Source organism: Alicyclobacillus suci (assembly GCF_017329615.1).
Lineage (GTDB): Bacteria > Bacillota > Bacilli > Alicyclobacillales > Alicyclobacillaceae > Alicyclobacillus > Alicyclobacillus suci.
Window position 1 is genome coordinate 1 of record NZ_JAFMTW010000003.1, and the last position, 14,633, is coordinate 14,633.

Consider the following 14,633-nt stretch of genomic DNA (forward strand, 5'->3'; position numbering starts at 1 on the left):
TGTCCGGGGAATCTTACGCGATGATTTTGAGGAAATCAAAACCGATGTTTTTGGGGAAATCTACCCGATTTTTTTGAGGAATTAAATCCGATGTTGACAAGGATGAGTTGAACGTCGTTTTCGACTGCCGCCGCAACGACGTCCGGGGATGCCTCAAGGGCGACCCACACCCGTGTGACCGGCTTATCGAGACGGCCGACCTGGAGGCCAATCTTGTCGTTTGGCAACGCCAGTGCCGGTGGGGCAAGCTCGTCCAACAACCGAACCACATCGCCCGCAGTCAACGTTTCCTTCATGCGTAATCACCATTCCCTTCTCGCAACAGCATCTGCATATCTTCAATCTCCGCGCGCAACCGGGCGGCCCGCTCACCCGCAGCCTCGTTGTGGCTCTGGGCGACGTTGCCGAGTACCGCCTGTAATTTTTCAATTTCGCGCGTTAAGCGCAACTGATACAGGGGACTTTGCGCCTGCATCAGAAGTGGCCCATACGTGTATGCCTGGGCGAGGCGGTGCGGGTCGTGGCGGATGGCGGAATAAGCGGGATCCGGTGTTGATTGACCCGACGTCGGCTCCGCCACAATAATCTCGTACACGCGGTCATCTTCGAGCACCAGGCGCTCATCGACGAGTCGAAAGCCGAGCTGGTCAAGTGCCTGACGCAACCGATGTCCTGCGTTCATCGGCTGAAAAATGACGCGTGCGGCCCGCTGCACAACCGCGAGTCCGGAAGTCAACATCTCCGTGTGCACGTGACCGCCGATGCCGGCAGAGACGATGACGTCCGCCTCACCCGGCGCGAGCGGTGCGAGACCGTTGCCTAGCCGGAGATCGATCACGCCTGACAGCCCAAACTTCGCTACATTTTCCCGGGCCTTTTGGAGTGGGCCGGATCGCAAATCGGTCGCAATCGCCCGCTGTACGCGATTCAATTGCACGGCATGGATGGGGATAAAGGCATGATCTGTCCCAATATCAGCCAGCACCCCGGTCTTTGGTATGTATTCCACAATGGTGTGAAGGCGCTTGGACAGCGGAATTAACTGCATGACAAACCTCTTCTCAAAATAAGGGTTGGCGTCCCTTCAACGTGTATTGGATATGCGCAAACACTTCGCGGCGAGCCGCACGGCTTTCCTCGCCCGTAGAATATGCCGCAAAACCCGTCACATTCATCCCCAGTGTGCGAGCGACGGCCAAGGCGCGAGGCAAGTGATAATCACTGGTGACAATCACAGCCGTCGTGAACCCAAGTTGCTCCATCAAACGCTGACTGTTCTTTAAGTTCTCCCACGTATCCTTGGATTGTCTGTCCTCAAAAATGACATACGGCGGCACGCCGTTCATCATCAGAAACCGTTTCATCGATCTCGCCTCAGACACGGTCTCATCCTCCCCTTGCCCACCACTGACGATAAGGGTTTGGACGACGCCGTGTCGGTACAAGTGCAACGCCGCACGCAATCTCCCTTGCAGTGGCAGGCTTGGCCGAAATCCGTCCGTGTACGCGCCAAGGACGATACAAGTCTGACTGACGACAGGGCGCTCACGACGGCCACTTTCGCGAAGGTAAAGTGCGAATCTATGTACGAACATGGAGGTTCCTGTATAGGCGATGAACACGACAGCGGCCATCAGTAACAGACTGACAATCATACCCGGCACCACCCCACGTCGGCGCCAACCAGCACGCAGCGGGTTGGTCTATCCTACAATACGTGAGACCGGGCAAAAATAGACGCCAAATGCGGTGTCAAGCTTTCGCGATATAAAAACAGCCCACGTTTTTGCACGCAGGCTGTTTGAATCTATGCATATCCCGACGCCGCCGCGAGCAAAGCGAACCTTACTCGAGAAAGTCCTTCAAACGTTTGCTGCGACTCGGATGGCGAAGCTTGCGAAGCGCCTTGGCTTCGATTTGACGAATACGCTCACGCGTCACGCCAAACACCTTGCCGACTTCCTCCAGCGTACGCGTCCGTCCATCGTCCAGACCAAAGCGCAGACGCAGTACATTTTCCTCGCGCTCTGTCAGCGTGTCAAGCACGTCCTCGAGTTGTTCTTTCAACAGCTCGTATGCGGCTGCATCTGCCGGAGCAGGCGCCTCGTCGTCCGGAATGAAATCCCCGAGGTGCGAATCGTCCTCTTCGCCGATAGGCGTCTCGAGTGAAACTGGCTCCTGCGCAATCTTTTGGATTTCGCGAACCTTATCCGGCGTCAAGTCCATTTCCTGTGCAATTTCTTCAGCGGTCGGTTCGCGGCCGAGTTCCTGTAACAGCTGACGACTCACGCGAATCAGCTTGTTGATAGTTTCGACCATATGCACAGGGATTCGAATCGTGCGCGCTTGGTCGGCGATTGCCCGCGTAATGGCCTGGCGAATCCACCAAGTCGCGTACGTGCTGAATTTATAGCCCTTGCGGTAGTCAAACTTCTCAACCGCTTTAATCAGTCCGAGATTCCCCTCCTGAATAAGGTCGAGGAATAACATGCCGCGGCCGACATACCGCTTTGCAATACTGACGACCAAGCGCAAATTCGCTTCGGCGAGACGCCGTTTGGCTTCTTCATCGCCAGCTTCAATCCGTTTTGCCAGCTCAATTTCATCTTGCGCGGACAACAGTGGCACACGTCCGATTTCCTTCAGATACATCCGCACCGGGTCGCTAATCTTTACCCCTGGTGGCATGGACAAGTCGTTTAAATCGTACTCGTCATCGCTCGAATCGCTTTGCCCGCGGTTTTCGTCATCCCGCTCATTGACGACATCAATTCCTTGTTCCGCCAAGTGCTCAAAGAAGTCATCCAGCTGATCTGTGTCTTGGTCGAACGGGGCCAGGCGGTCTGTAATTTCTTCATACGTGAGTGAGCCTTGCTTCTTGCCCAACTCTACGAGTTGTTGTCTTGCTTGTTGTACTGTCAATCCTCGTTCTTCTTCGCGTACTTCGTCTTTTGCTTTAGACATTACATCCCCGCCTCCTTTACCCCTCCTGCATTTTGCTCTCGGGGTAGCTTCAATGTTGCAATCTGGTCCTGAAGTTGTTCCACTTGCAACTTTATCTCTCTAGCTCGTTCTGTATCGCCTGACGCTTCAACCTCAATCCAACGGCGAAGCAGCACTCGGTAGTCCTCCTCCAGATGATGGCGTTCCACCGTGCGGACATAGTCATCCAACAAGTCTTGGGAAAACTCAGGGATGTCGTCTCCAAAAAACAATGACGAAGCCAATTGCACTAGCGGCTCATCTTCCAATTCGTCGACAAATGTCGACGGATCACTCGTCGGATTGGCTAAGCGCCATGCGTACAACTGAGCCAACAACGCCGTCTGTAACGGCTCGGCGAGCTCAGTCAACCCCTTCTCCATTACATACGCCGCCGCTTGTTCGTCGAAAAGAACCGCTTTGAGTAACTCCGTGCTAGCACGCGATACGGCACGTTCCAACGGTTGCGCGGCAATCGCCTGTGCAGTGCGTTCAACCGATTGTTCGCGATGCCTCTTATTCTGTTTCGTGAAGACACGAAGTTCTTCCTTCAACGTTTCGACGGACAAGTTAAATTCCTGTGACAAATTTCGCAGCTCATATTCCTGTTCCACCGGTGTCGCGCGTTGCGCTAATAATTGTAGTGCTGAACGCACGAAATCGGTACGCCCAACCGAACTGACCAAATTTGCGGTCTGGCGCAAGTCATCTAACAGAAATTGAACGACGGACATTGTTTGCCGGCTCAAAAGGCGCGTAAATGCTTCACCACCATAGGTGCGAACGTACTCGTCGGGGTCAAGGCCATCTGGAATCGACAGCACGACAGGTTCTATCCCCGCCCCTTGCAAGATATCAATCGCCCGAATCGCGGCCTTCCTACCTGCAGCATCTCCGTCATAGGCAATAACGACCCTATCGGCGTCCGCTTTTAACAGCTTCGCCTGTTCCTCTGTCAGTGACGTGCCTAACGACGCGACACCCGACGAAATCCCCGCCTGTGTCAGCGAGATGACATCCATGTACCCTTCGAGCAGGATAGCCGTTCGCTGTTGACGAATAAATTTTCTTGCCACATGAAAGTTATACAACAGCCTGCTCTTGTGAAAGACATCATTCTCCGGCGAGTTCAGGTATTTAGGTTTCCCATCTGGCAACATCGTTCTTCCACCGAATGCGACAACTTCGCCTTTTTTGTCACAGATGGGAATCATAATTCGCCCACGAAACCGATCTACAATGCGGTTGCCCATCTCGACTGCCAACCCACAGGAGACCAGTTCCTCATCCTGAAACCCGCGCCGCCGTAACGCAGATACGAGAACATCCTGACTGTTAGGCGCAAACCCTAAGCGAAAATCCACGATGGTCTTCCGCGAGATTCCTCGCTTTTCTAAATAGGAAAGGGCTTGCACACCCGCAGACATATTCATTAAAATGTACCCATACAACTGTGCCGCAAGGTCATGTGCTTCTCGATGTCGCTGTTGCTTCGTGTTGGGTTGCGTCGCACCCGCACCAAGCCCTTCCGGAACTGTCAAACCTGCTCGCTCTGCGAGCACGATGACCGCTTCTTGGAATGACACCCCTTCTATGTCCATCACGAAATTAATCACTGTCCCACCTGCACCACAGCCAAAACAATGGTACATACCGCGGTCTTGGGACACTGAAAAGGACGGAGTGCGTTCATTGTGAAACGGACACAGTCCAGAGTACGAACGCCCGCTTCGGCGCAACTGAACGTAGTCAGATACGACGTCCACGATATCGACCTTTTGGCGCAGTTCCTGAAGAAACCACTCAGGTACTTTGCTCACAGGCCTCTCACCTCGTAGTCGAGGAGTTCCTCGTAGGTCGAATCGGCTTGCCATTCAACATATACACTGATATTCTACGAAGAAAGATACTTTCCTCCTTCTGAACGAAATTTGAGTCGAGGAACTTTGTCACGCATCGACATGTCGACACAGTTCACTGGCAATCGACGTCATCATTCGTCCACGTACATCAAGATACGACCTAGTATCGCCGCCTCAAGTTAAAATTATCCTCTTTTTATTCCTTCAATCCAGTGTATGGTTTGACAAACGTACATATGTGTGCTTTACGGTGAGAAACTTGTTACAAATTGAGTCTCAGGGTACATTCCTCTTATTCTAACATCTTCACGACTAACTTACAAAACGGTAAGTAGAGATAAAAGTTTACCAATTGAATGGCTTGAATGGCGCAGTTGAATGCAAACTACGACGGCGAATGCCCCGCTGTCCGGTCGGAGAAAATATCCAGAATGATACCTGCGGTCTCTTCCACAGCGCGGTCACTGACATCGACAACCGGACACCCCAGTGTATCCATGATTGTGCGAGCATATGCCAGTTCCTCGACAATTCTCGTTGAACTTGCGTACATGGACTCATCTTTCAGTCCCAGCGCACGCAAGCGCTCCTGGCGAATCAGGTTCAACTTATCTGGCCGAATGGTGAGCCCGATAATTTTATTTCTGACTTCTGGATCATCTAGTTGTTTTGGGGGGCGCGACTCAGGAACCAGTGGCACATTGGCGACTTTGATAGCTTTATGTGCCAAATACATACTTAGCGGTGTCTTTGACGTACGCGATACCCCGACTAAAATCACATCTGCCTGTAATAGCCCCCGCACGTCTTTGCCGTCATCATACTTGACAGCGAACTCTATGGCCTCCACACGGCGAAAATAATCCTCATCTAGCTGATGAACGAGGCCAGCCAGCAACCTTGGGCGTTCACCGACCACATCCTGAAGCATTTCTATCATCGGCCCCATAATATCGACATAGCGTACACCAAGTGCCCGGGCTCGGCGCACCAGTTGCGACTTTAGTTCTGGCACGATGAGGGTAAAGGCAATACACGCATCTTCCACGGCTGCCGCATTCACCGTTTCCTCAATGGTCTGTGTATCTTTGACATACGACACACGGCGCAAGATGACATGACCCCCGTCAAATTGACTCGCTGCTGCACGAACGACTGATTCGGCTGTCTCGCCAATCGAATCAGACACAACATAGATTACTGGAATTTGTCTCAACCGCTCTCGCCATCCTTTCGGTCAAACACATCCAACAACTGGTTTAAAACATCCCGGGATTTTAAATAGAGACCTCCGAAATCCGTTAGTTGATAGTATAGTGCTTGCGTGAGCGCGCGACTCGTCGCCGCAGAAATATCCAAACGCCCGAGTTTCTCAATGGACGTGCGCTCAAACAAGTAAAGTATCTTAGCGGTAGAACTAGGCACAGCATAGGACAAGTTGCCGTCACTTGTCGTCGTACAAGCGCTACAGACAAACCCGCCCTCGCCCATGTGGTAGCGATATCCGTTCACAAGCGGCGTGTGACAGCGAATACAAAAACGCCAATCGGGACTTACACCTAACCAATAACATATTTTCGTCTCAAACACACGAGCCAGCAGCGCACTATCTTTTGGACGTCCAATTAATGTGTCCAACAGCGCTGAAAACTGTCGATACATCGCGGGGTCGCCAACCGGTCGCTCAGGCGCCGCTGCAAACACGAGATCACAAAAATAGGCGGCATAAGCCGCCGACTCTAAATCTTCATGCAGGCGTCGGCGACTTGCTGTCACCTCTACCTGCTGAATATTACCAAGACCACTGCCCTGATAGATAAAATAAGTACCTTGTGCGCACAGACGTGCCCCGGCTGCCAGGCGACTCTGTGGTTTAAGGGCACTTTTAGCCATTGCCGACACCCGCCCTTCTGGCGTCAACAACGTCAGAATTGCGTGTGTCTCCCCATAGCGAACCGTTCGGATGACGATAGCGTCGGTGTTATACAGCACATTCCCACTCCCATGTGTGTCAGACAAGGCAAATCATCTACTGCGGCAAATTCCCCTCAACTTCCTCAGAACTCGCCTCATCAGGTGCATCTGTCTGTGACTCTGGACAATACCCGTCCGCTGCCCGATACAATAGATACGCGTCGATATCACCCGTCAGTTCGAACATTTGCCAAGTGTAGTCCCGCAACTCAAATCGTCTCCTTCAAGAGCGTATTGGTCGCACGTTGAGCTTGGCTATATTCTACCGCACCGGCCACCGACTATACGAAACGGGGCATGGTAACAATTTCAGGAATACAAAAGAATATTTCTAGTCATTCATCGCTCAAATCTATCATTCATTGTTAAAACCGAACTGCCGGAGAAGCGTGGGCCGATTGCGCCAATCCTTTTTGACCTTGACCCACAATTCCAAATAGATTTTCGAGCCCAACAGAGCCTCCAACTCCTTGCGCGCCAACTCACCCACACGTTTGAGCATTTGCCCTTGTTTGCCGATTAAGATGCCTTTTTGACTGTCGCGTTCTGTGTAAATCACCGCATGCACGTACAGCGTATCCTGATTGCGACGTTCCATCTGTTCGACCTCGACCATCACTGCGTGTGGCACTTCCTCTTGTGTCAACTGAAGCACCTTTTCACGCACGATTTCGGCGATGATAAACTGCTCAGGATAGTCGGTCACCATCTCGTCCGGATAAAACTTTGGTCCCTCTGGCAGCCTGTCCTCAATCAGTTTCGCAAGCGTCTCTGTCTGGTCATGCTTCAGTGCTGAAATAGGAACGTACTCGTCAAAGGCATGAATGTTTTGGTACGTCTCAATGTGCTCCAGCAAAATCGGCTTCTCGACTGCGTCCACCTTATTCAACACCAAAAAGATTGGCGTGCGGACCGCCTCAAACTGTTTGACTATCTCGCGCTCCGCAGGGTGCAAACCCGTCGTCGCGTCGACGACAAACAAAACGAGGTCTACCTCTTGTAAGGTCTGCGTCGCAATTTCCACCATGTACTCGCCCAATCGATGGTGCGGCGTATGAATGCCTGGCGTATCGATAAAAATGGTCTGTGACGAGTCAGTCGTGCGGACACCGCGAATGCGATTGCGCGTCGTTTGCGCACGCTTTGACATGATGGCGATTTTTTGCCCAATCATGGCGTTAAGCAACGTCGATTTTCCCACATTCGGGCGCCCTATAATAGCCACAAAGCCTGACTTATACCCCATCTTGTGTCTCCTTCTTCTCAGGATAACTGATTTCAATTGGCCGCACCGGCCAGAACCGGACGACCCACACGGCGACACAGGCGACTAACAACATCGCGGTCGCCAGCGGATGAATAGCGGTCAACAGACGAAAGCGCAGTGGAATCGTCCCCACAATAATCCACACGCCGACAAACAAACTGCCCAGTGCCAACATCGACGTGGCGCCAGCAGCGACGTCCTTGGCCAATCCGGCGATAGGGTGATGCCGCCAGCCAACCGCCAAGTCCACCACAAGTTCAATCGCGGTATTAAACAGCTCAGCGCAAAAGATACACATCGCGACGAACAGGCTCACCACGACGACGGTCAATGTCGGTCGCAATACCAACTCAAACGCCGTGAGCGCGTTGAACAGCCAGAAGTGCCGTCGCATGTTCGCCTCTTGGTGAAACGCGTATACAATGCCGTGAAAGGCATACTGAAGCGACTTGCGAAAAGACCTTGTTTTATATTTCGATGTGTAGTGCATAGATGGGTCGCCTCATTATCTCGGATTAGCGCGTGATCCCCAATGTGCCCAGGATTTCGTCCTGCAACCCAAACATTTCACGTTCACTCGCCTCATCCTGATGGTCATACCCGTTCAGATGCAAAAATCCGTGAACCAACAAGAAAGCCATCTCGCGCTCCAGCGAATGTCCGTAGTCCTCAGCCTGTTCGCGCGCTTTATCGACACTTACCACAATGTCCCCAAGCATCGCTGGCGCCTCAAAATCGGGGAAATCGTCCTCGCCTTCCAGCATGGCGAACGACAGTACATCCGTCGGGCGATCAACATTCCGATATGTGCGGTTCAACTCGTGAATCTCGGCGTCGTCCACGTATAACACGGATACTTCCCCAGCGACGTCAATCCGCTCCGCGCAGGCATTTAAAATCCTCTTGGTAAAAGATTCTATCTCAGTTCCTGGCAGTGGCCAATCAACGTGTGTATCAATCGCCACGTCCAAACGCTCGGCACTCATTTTGCGACTTCCTTCCGAAGTTTATCGATATCTGGATACTCAATACGCGAGTGGTAAACGCCCTTTAGTGTCTTCATAAAGGCGCCAATCATGACATCTAGATCTTGCAATGTCAAGTCACACTCGTCGAGCTGCCCATCCTGCAAACGGTCTCGAATAATTTTTCGAATGACGCCCTCGACACGGTTTGGCGTGGGCCGCGCCATACTGCGAACAGCCGCCTCAACCGCGTCGCAAATCATCAGAATAGCACACTCTCGCGTCTTTGGCTTTGGCCCTGGATAACGGAAATCGTCGACTTTGACGGTTCCGTTCTTATCCAACTCCTTGGCTTTGTTGTAGAAATACCACAAAATCGTTGTACCGTGATGCGTGGCGCAGATGTCTTGAATCGGCTTTGGTAAACCAGCGCGCTTTTGCATCTCCAAGCCATCGCTGACGTGCGAAGTGATAATCAAATGGCTCAAACTAGGCGCAATTTTATCATGCGGATTCTCCTTCGTCATTTGATTTTCCACGAAGAAAGCTGGCCGCTTAGTCTTGCCCACGTCGTGATAATACGCACCCACGCGACACAATAGCGGATCAGCCCCGACAATTTCAGCCGCAGCTTCCGCCAAGTTGCCGACAATCAAGCTGTGGTGATACGTGCCCGGCGCCTCCATGAGCACTTGGCGCAACAGTGGATTGTTTGGGTTTGATAACTCGAGTAACCGAATCGGTGTCAACAAGCCAAACGCCGTCTCGAAAAACGGCAAAACCCCCATCGCGAGGATAGCCGCGATAATTCCATTGAGGGCTCCGAGTCCAATATGTAATGAGAACGAATGAAAGTCTTCACTGCGGTTCGTCTGTAACAGGTGCAATACAATGACGGCCCCCATGTTCATCAACGACACGAAAAATCCGGCCCGCATGAACGTGCCGCGGCTGGTCACCTTTGCGACGCTATACGCCCCAACCAAGGAAGCGACAAATCCATAAAAGACAAAATCATAATTAAAACTCAGCGCAGCTCCCAGCAAAAATGAATAATAAAACGATGCCACCACCGCGAGCGAGCTGTCCATCATCACCGTAATCAACATCGCGCCAAGCGAAATCGGCAAAACATACGCTACCGACGAGGAACCGACCGTACTCGCTACCCATTTCGTCAAGACGATGAGCACCGACATGAGCACCGAGACGAGGCCCAGAATGCCCAACATCAAATTATCGAGACGCCGACCCGGGGGGCGCCGCTCGATATAGGCAGCGAGTAGACCCACCGACAGCGCGATAAATCCAGCAAACCCAACCGCCACGCTGTAGTTCGGATGTTTTGCATAGAGTCCGACATCCTGCAGTTTACTGAGCACACTGGATGTAATAATACCGTACTTTGAGACAATTAAATCGCCTTGGTGAATCATCACGTCAGGAACGGTCGCGGCCGCCTGTTGTTTGGCCCGCTCTGTCGCAGCCGCTTGATACACCATGTTCGGTTTGAGCACACTGACGACGACGTCGCGAACAATCAGTTGTGAGGTCTTGTCGAGATCGAAATTATTCAAGAGTTGCCGGTCGACCAATAAACCAGCTTGCTGCATCGACTCCTGATAAAACGGCGCACCGAGCAAATCGTTCACAATTCTATCCGCATCTTTTTGCAACGTACTAATTTGCGCCGGCGTCTGTGTCAGCAGCGCCTGCAACGTCGACTGCGACACCTTTTTAGGGGCCGCTGACGACAGCGTGTCGAGTTTTTGCGCAGACGAGAGCGACTTGTTGGAGACGACCTGCGCCGCTGTGGCGAACAGAGTATCGACCTGATTTACCGCATTCGTCTCGACTTGCGTCGATTGCTCATACTGTTTCGGCACCTTTTGCTCTGCGGCCTCTTTTGCCGCCTGCGTCGCGGCTGTGTCGACTGTCGTAATGGGTGACCGAATGGTGACTGGACTCGTCTGACCAATCGTCAGATGATATCTCGGCGGCAGGATGCTGCCGACGAGAATTGCATACATCACAACGCCGATGGCTAAGTAGATAATCAACCGAATTCGCCTGTTCCCGCGAAATCTGTCGTCATCTAAATATTCACGGATGGTTTGTCCCCATCGCGAAAAGACCATGATTCATTCTCCTTAAATTCCTGGCAACGAAAGCCACCTATATGGAAAGGCAGCCGCCCGCAGATTGTCAGACAATTGCGGACGGCTCTCCCTCGTCAGTTCGGTTATATGCGTCAATAATTTTTTGTACAAGATGGTGACGAACCACGTCAGATGCGGAAAACAGATGGAAGTGAATCCCTTCTACCTCTTTGAGCACCCTGTGCGCATGAACGAGACCAGATGTCTTGCCTGTCGGCAAGTCAATTTGAGTCACATCCCCTGTAATCACCATCTTCGAATGAAAGCCAAGGCGGGTCAAGAACATTTTCATCTGCTCCGCCGTCGTATTTTGAGCCTCGTCCAAAATCACGTAGCTGTCATCCAGCGTCCGCCCACGCATGTAAGCGAGTGGGGCTATCTCAATATTTCCGCGTTCCATCGCCCGCTGCACTTGCTCCAACCCATAGATGTCGTGCAACGCGTCATAGAGCGGCCGCAGATACGGGTCGACCTTTTCCTGCAAGTCCCCTGGCAAGAACCCCAACTTTTCGCCAGCTTCCACCGCCGGCCGCGTCAGGACAATGCGTTTGACTTCCCCGCGCTTGAGTGCCATAACCGCCATGGCCACCGCGAGATACGTTTTGCCGGTTCCAGCCGGCCCTACGCCAAAGACAATATCGTTTCGGCCAATTGCGTTGACGTAATGACGCTGGCCGAGCGTCTTGACGCGAATCGCCTTCCCTTTGTAGGTCGTTCCGATCTCCGTGGTGTAGATGTCAACAACGCTGTCTAAGTCGTCCGACTTGGACATTTGGATGACATAGCGATAATCGGCATCTCCGAGCTGAATGCCCTGCTTCGCGAGCGTCGTGAGCGTACTCACCACCGCGTACATCAGGTCAACTTCCGCCGCTTCGCCCGTGAATACGACCTCCGTGCCCCGCATCGTCACTTTCGCGGCAAACGACTGTTCCAGACGTGTGAGCAATGTATCATTTGGACCGAGGACGCGTACTGCCTCCTCGTTCGTCGCGAAAACCCACTTACGAACCGTTTGGTTATCCGTCAACCAGCAACCATCTCCCGAGTGATGTTGTCCATGATGCCTGAGCGTGACGCACCAGAAAGACGAGAGTCCTGCACGCCGAGAAACCTAGTGCGTTCCCTGAGGTTTCTTCGGTGTTTCCTTCGGTTCCTTTGGTGCGGGAATCGCGGCTGTGACACCGATGTTTTGTTCCACGCGCGTCAGCACTGTCTCGTATAGAGTACCATGTGAAACTTGCTGATGTAAAACAGATTGCCCGAGGACCTGAGCGGCTCCCTGAACTTTCGTCTGAACATCTGCTGACGCCAGTTCTTGCGCCTTTTGTTTTGCCGCAGCCACCGACAAGGCCTCTGCCCGCGAAGTCGCCTCGTACACTTGCACGTGTTGCATCTGAATCGGCAGGGCAAATTTGCCCACATGCCAATCGGTCGTCTTGTCCCGCTCATACGACGCGCGAAAATGGGGCTCTTTGAATCCCCAAACACGAATGCGCCAAGCACCAAATAAAAGATAATCCCGTGTAACAGATTCACCAGTCAAGCCATTCTTTATAACTTTTAACGGGACACTGACTTTAGATGTATACCAAACTTCCGCCAGGACGTCACCACTTGCAGGCACACTAGGACCGCCGTCGGTCAGCGCTCCAGATATCAAGACTTGACCAGGGGTTACATACTGGTTTTTCTTGACGACGACCCGTCCACGCGTCGCGGCCACCGTACGAATCACGGCAGGTACGCTTGCGACAATATTGTGCGGCTGGTTGGCCGTCTTCTCTGTGCCCTTCACCTTTTGCAGCGCTTGAATCGTCGCGACTGACCCGTTAGTACGCAATCCCACCCAAACAAAGTCGGAGGCTTTAGCCAAAATCTTTTGCTGCACCACAAAGGGATCCCCAAGCGTCGCGCGACGTTGCCCAACATAGAGCCCAGAGGCTTTGGCCGCTTCCCGAATCTGTGCGACACCATCCGGGTCTTCCACACCCAGAACGTCAATCCGCCAAATCATCGACGACATGCCATAAATGATGCAGACGAACAAGATAGCACCCAACGCGAACATTTTTCGTTTCCAAATGCGTTTTCGCAGAAACGGCAGCCCTTGTCGGTCAACGATTCGAAACCGCACGCGATGCGCGCGGCAGACGCGGTAGACGTCATCGAAATCCTTCAGACAAATAGTACACTGTCCAGCGTCGCCATAGACGCGCACCGAACGCAGTGGAATTCCCCGCTCGTGCAACTGCACGAGACAATCCCCCACGGCCCGTCCGCGCAAATGGAGTGTGACACTGCCATACATTGCATACATCCAGCGTGCGTACTTCATAGCGCACCCCGTCCATGTGCCGTATATTCCAGGCTCGCCACCTGCCCCGTGACGTGCACCTCTTTGTCCGTGACAAGAACGATTTCAAAGTCCTGGCCGTGAATGGTGAGGATTTGCTCCCCAAGGTCAAGGGTGACCTTTGTGTTTTCGACTTTGAGCAGTCGCCGAGCATTTTCCACCACCACGTTTTTGCCATCGACGCACGTGACGCGCGACACTTCCAGAAGTGCGTCGGGAGGCAACTTCAAGAATTCAGTCGCAGATTGTTTTAGGCGTGATTTCCATCCAGGCATGGCCACTCCTCCCCATAGTGTGATGCGTATGAGGATAATTGACAGGCTAGTACACCTATCCCACGCCAAAATAGAAAAACCGCCGCACAATAGCGACGGTTTGTCCATGGATTGATTCAGTTGAAATTATGACAGCAAAGACTGGACCATCTGCTGAACTGCCTTACCGTCTGCACGATTGCGCACCAGCGGTATGACTTGACCCATGACTTTTCCCATATCCGCCTTCGATGTTGCACCAACTTGCTCGATGACTTGGGTCACAATCTCGCGAAGTGCTTGCTCATCCAATTGCTGCGGCAAGTAGTCCTGCAAAATCCGAATTTCTTGCTCTGCGGTTTCAGCCAAATCCGTTCGATTCGCATCTTGGAACGCTTGGAGGGAATCTTTGCGTTGCTTCAACTCTTTCTGAATCACAGACTGAACGTCTTCATCAGAAAGAGGATGCCCGAGCTCAATCTCTCGGTTCTTCGTAGCGGATTTCACCATTCGGATAACGGACAAACGGACTTTGTCCTTATCCTTCATCGCCTGTTTCAAATCTTGATTCAGACGTTCCAGCAATTCCACGAAAGGTCCTCCTGCAAGTCGCGAAATCAGAAGCCGCGACGCTTATTTTTGCGAGCTGCCTCCGCTTTCTTCTTGCGCGCAACGCTTGGCTTTTCGTAGTGCGAACGCTTGCGAGCCTCGGCCAGCACCCCGTCCCTCGCGGTTTGCTTTTTAAACCGACGAAGTGCGCTGTCCAATGATTCGTTCTTACGTATCCGGATTTCCGACATCCTATTCCCTCCCT

At 52.5% G+C, this 14,633-nt stretch carries 17 protein-coding genes; all 17 read right to left on the minus strand.

Translation table 11 applies throughout. The annotated features are described in order from the left end of the window. Positions 1-35 precede the first annotated feature (35 nt). The 17 genes from J3482_RS02420 to rpsU all read right to left on the minus strand — a co-directional run bounded on the left by J3482_RS02420 (position 36) and on the right by rpsU (position 14,619). Entirely contained in the window at positions 36-296 is a 261-nt protein-coding gene (locus J3482_RS02420) for a Nif3-like dinuclear metal center hexameric protein (RefSeq protein ID WP_206921999.1), read from the minus strand. Further along, a complete protein-coding gene (locus J3482_RS02425; protein WP_206917424.1) occupies positions 293-1,048 on the minus strand; it encodes a tRNA (adenine(22)-N(1))-methyltransferase in 756 nt (251 codons plus the stop codon). Before J3482_RS02425 ends, J3482_RS02420 begins: the two co-directional genes overlap by 4 nt. 13 nt (positions 1,049-1,061) lie before the next feature. Then, positions 1,062-1,655, minus strand: coding sequence for a YdcF family protein (locus J3482_RS02430; protein WP_236017816.1), 594 nt, complete (start codon positions 1,653-1,655; stop codon positions 1,062-1,064). Positions 1,656-1,845: 190 nt separating this feature from the next. After that, a complete protein-coding gene (rpoD, locus tag J3482_RS02435) occupies positions 1,846-2,964 on the minus strand; it encodes an RNA polymerase sigma factor RpoD (protein ID WP_021295275.1) in 1,119 nt (372 codons plus the stop codon). After that, positions 2,964-4,802 carry a DNA primase gene (gene dnaG / locus J3482_RS02440; RefSeq protein ID WP_223204228.1) on the minus strand — a complete coding sequence of 613 codons (1,839 nt, stop codon included), beginning with the start codon at positions 4,800-4,802 and terminating at the stop codon, positions 2,964-2,966. Before dnaG ends, rpoD begins: the two co-directional genes overlap by 1 nt. A gap of 427 nt (positions 4,803-5,229) precedes the next feature. Then, positions 5,230-6,060 carry a pyruvate, water dikinase regulatory protein gene (locus J3482_RS02445; protein ID WP_206917423.1) on the minus strand — a complete coding sequence of 277 codons (831 nt, stop codon included), beginning with the start codon at positions 6,058-6,060 and terminating at the stop codon, positions 5,230-5,232. Continuing rightward, entirely contained in the window at positions 6,057-6,836 is a 780-nt protein-coding gene (gene recO, locus J3482_RS02450) for a DNA repair protein RecO (protein ID WP_206922000.1), read from the minus strand. Before recO ends, J3482_RS02445 begins: the two co-directional genes overlap by 4 nt. Before the next feature lie 37 nt (positions 6,837-6,873). Continuing rightward, complete coding sequence (locus J3482_RS02455) at positions 6,874-7,026, minus strand: YqzL family protein (RefSeq protein WP_206917421.1); 153 nt, start codon at positions 7,024-7,026, stop codon at positions 6,874-6,876. Positions 7,027-7,173: 147 nt separating this feature from the next. Further along, entirely contained in the window at positions 7,174-8,064 is an 891-nt protein-coding gene (gene era / locus J3482_RS02460) for a GTPase Era (RefSeq protein WP_206917420.1), read from the minus strand. After that, entirely contained in the window at positions 8,054-8,575 is a 522-nt protein-coding gene (locus J3482_RS02465; RefSeq protein ID WP_206917419.1) for a diacylglycerol kinase, read from the minus strand. Before J3482_RS02465 ends, era begins: the two co-directional genes overlap by 11 nt. A 25-nt stretch (positions 8,576-8,600) precedes the next feature. Beyond that, positions 8,601-9,071 carry an rRNA maturation RNase YbeY gene (gene ybeY, locus J3482_RS02470; protein ID WP_206917418.1) on the minus strand — a complete coding sequence of 157 codons (471 nt, stop codon included), beginning with the start codon at positions 9,069-9,071 and terminating at the stop codon, positions 8,601-8,603. Continuing rightward, positions 9,068-11,188, minus strand: coding sequence for an HD family phosphohydrolase (locus J3482_RS02475; protein ID WP_206922001.1), 2,121 nt, complete (start codon positions 11,186-11,188; stop codon positions 9,068-9,070). Before J3482_RS02475 ends, ybeY begins: the two co-directional genes overlap by 4 nt. Before the next feature lie 67 nt (positions 11,189-11,255). Next, positions 11,256-12,239 carry a PhoH family protein gene (locus tag J3482_RS02480; protein WP_206917416.1) on the minus strand — a complete coding sequence of 328 codons (984 nt, stop codon included), beginning with the start codon at positions 12,237-12,239 and terminating at the stop codon, positions 11,256-11,258. Between the two features lie 84 nt (positions 12,240-12,323). Then, the gene (locus J3482_RS02485; RefSeq protein ID WP_236017817.1) at positions 12,324-13,547 is read right to left on the minus strand and encodes a sporulation protein YqfD; all 1,224 of its coding nucleotides are present in this window, start codon (positions 13,545-13,547) and stop codon (positions 12,324-12,326) included. Next, positions 13,544-13,840 (minus strand): YabP/YqfC family sporulation protein, encoded by a 297-nt coding sequence (locus J3482_RS02490; protein WP_206922002.1) that lies wholly within the window; start codon positions 13,838-13,840, stop codon positions 13,544-13,546. Before J3482_RS02490 ends, J3482_RS02485 begins: the two co-directional genes overlap by 4 nt. A gap of 126 nt (positions 13,841-13,966) precedes the next feature. Next, on the minus strand, positions 13,967-14,410 hold the full coding sequence (locus tag J3482_RS02495; RefSeq protein WP_206917411.1) for a GatB/YqeY domain-containing protein: 444 nt from the start codon (positions 14,408-14,410) through the stop codon (positions 13,967-13,969). Between the two features lie 26 nt (positions 14,411-14,436). Beyond that, a complete protein-coding gene (gene rpsU, locus J3482_RS02500) occupies positions 14,437-14,619 on the minus strand; it encodes a 30S ribosomal protein S21 (protein ID WP_021295262.1) in 183 nt (60 codons plus the stop codon). Positions 14,620-14,633: the final 14 nt, after the last annotated feature.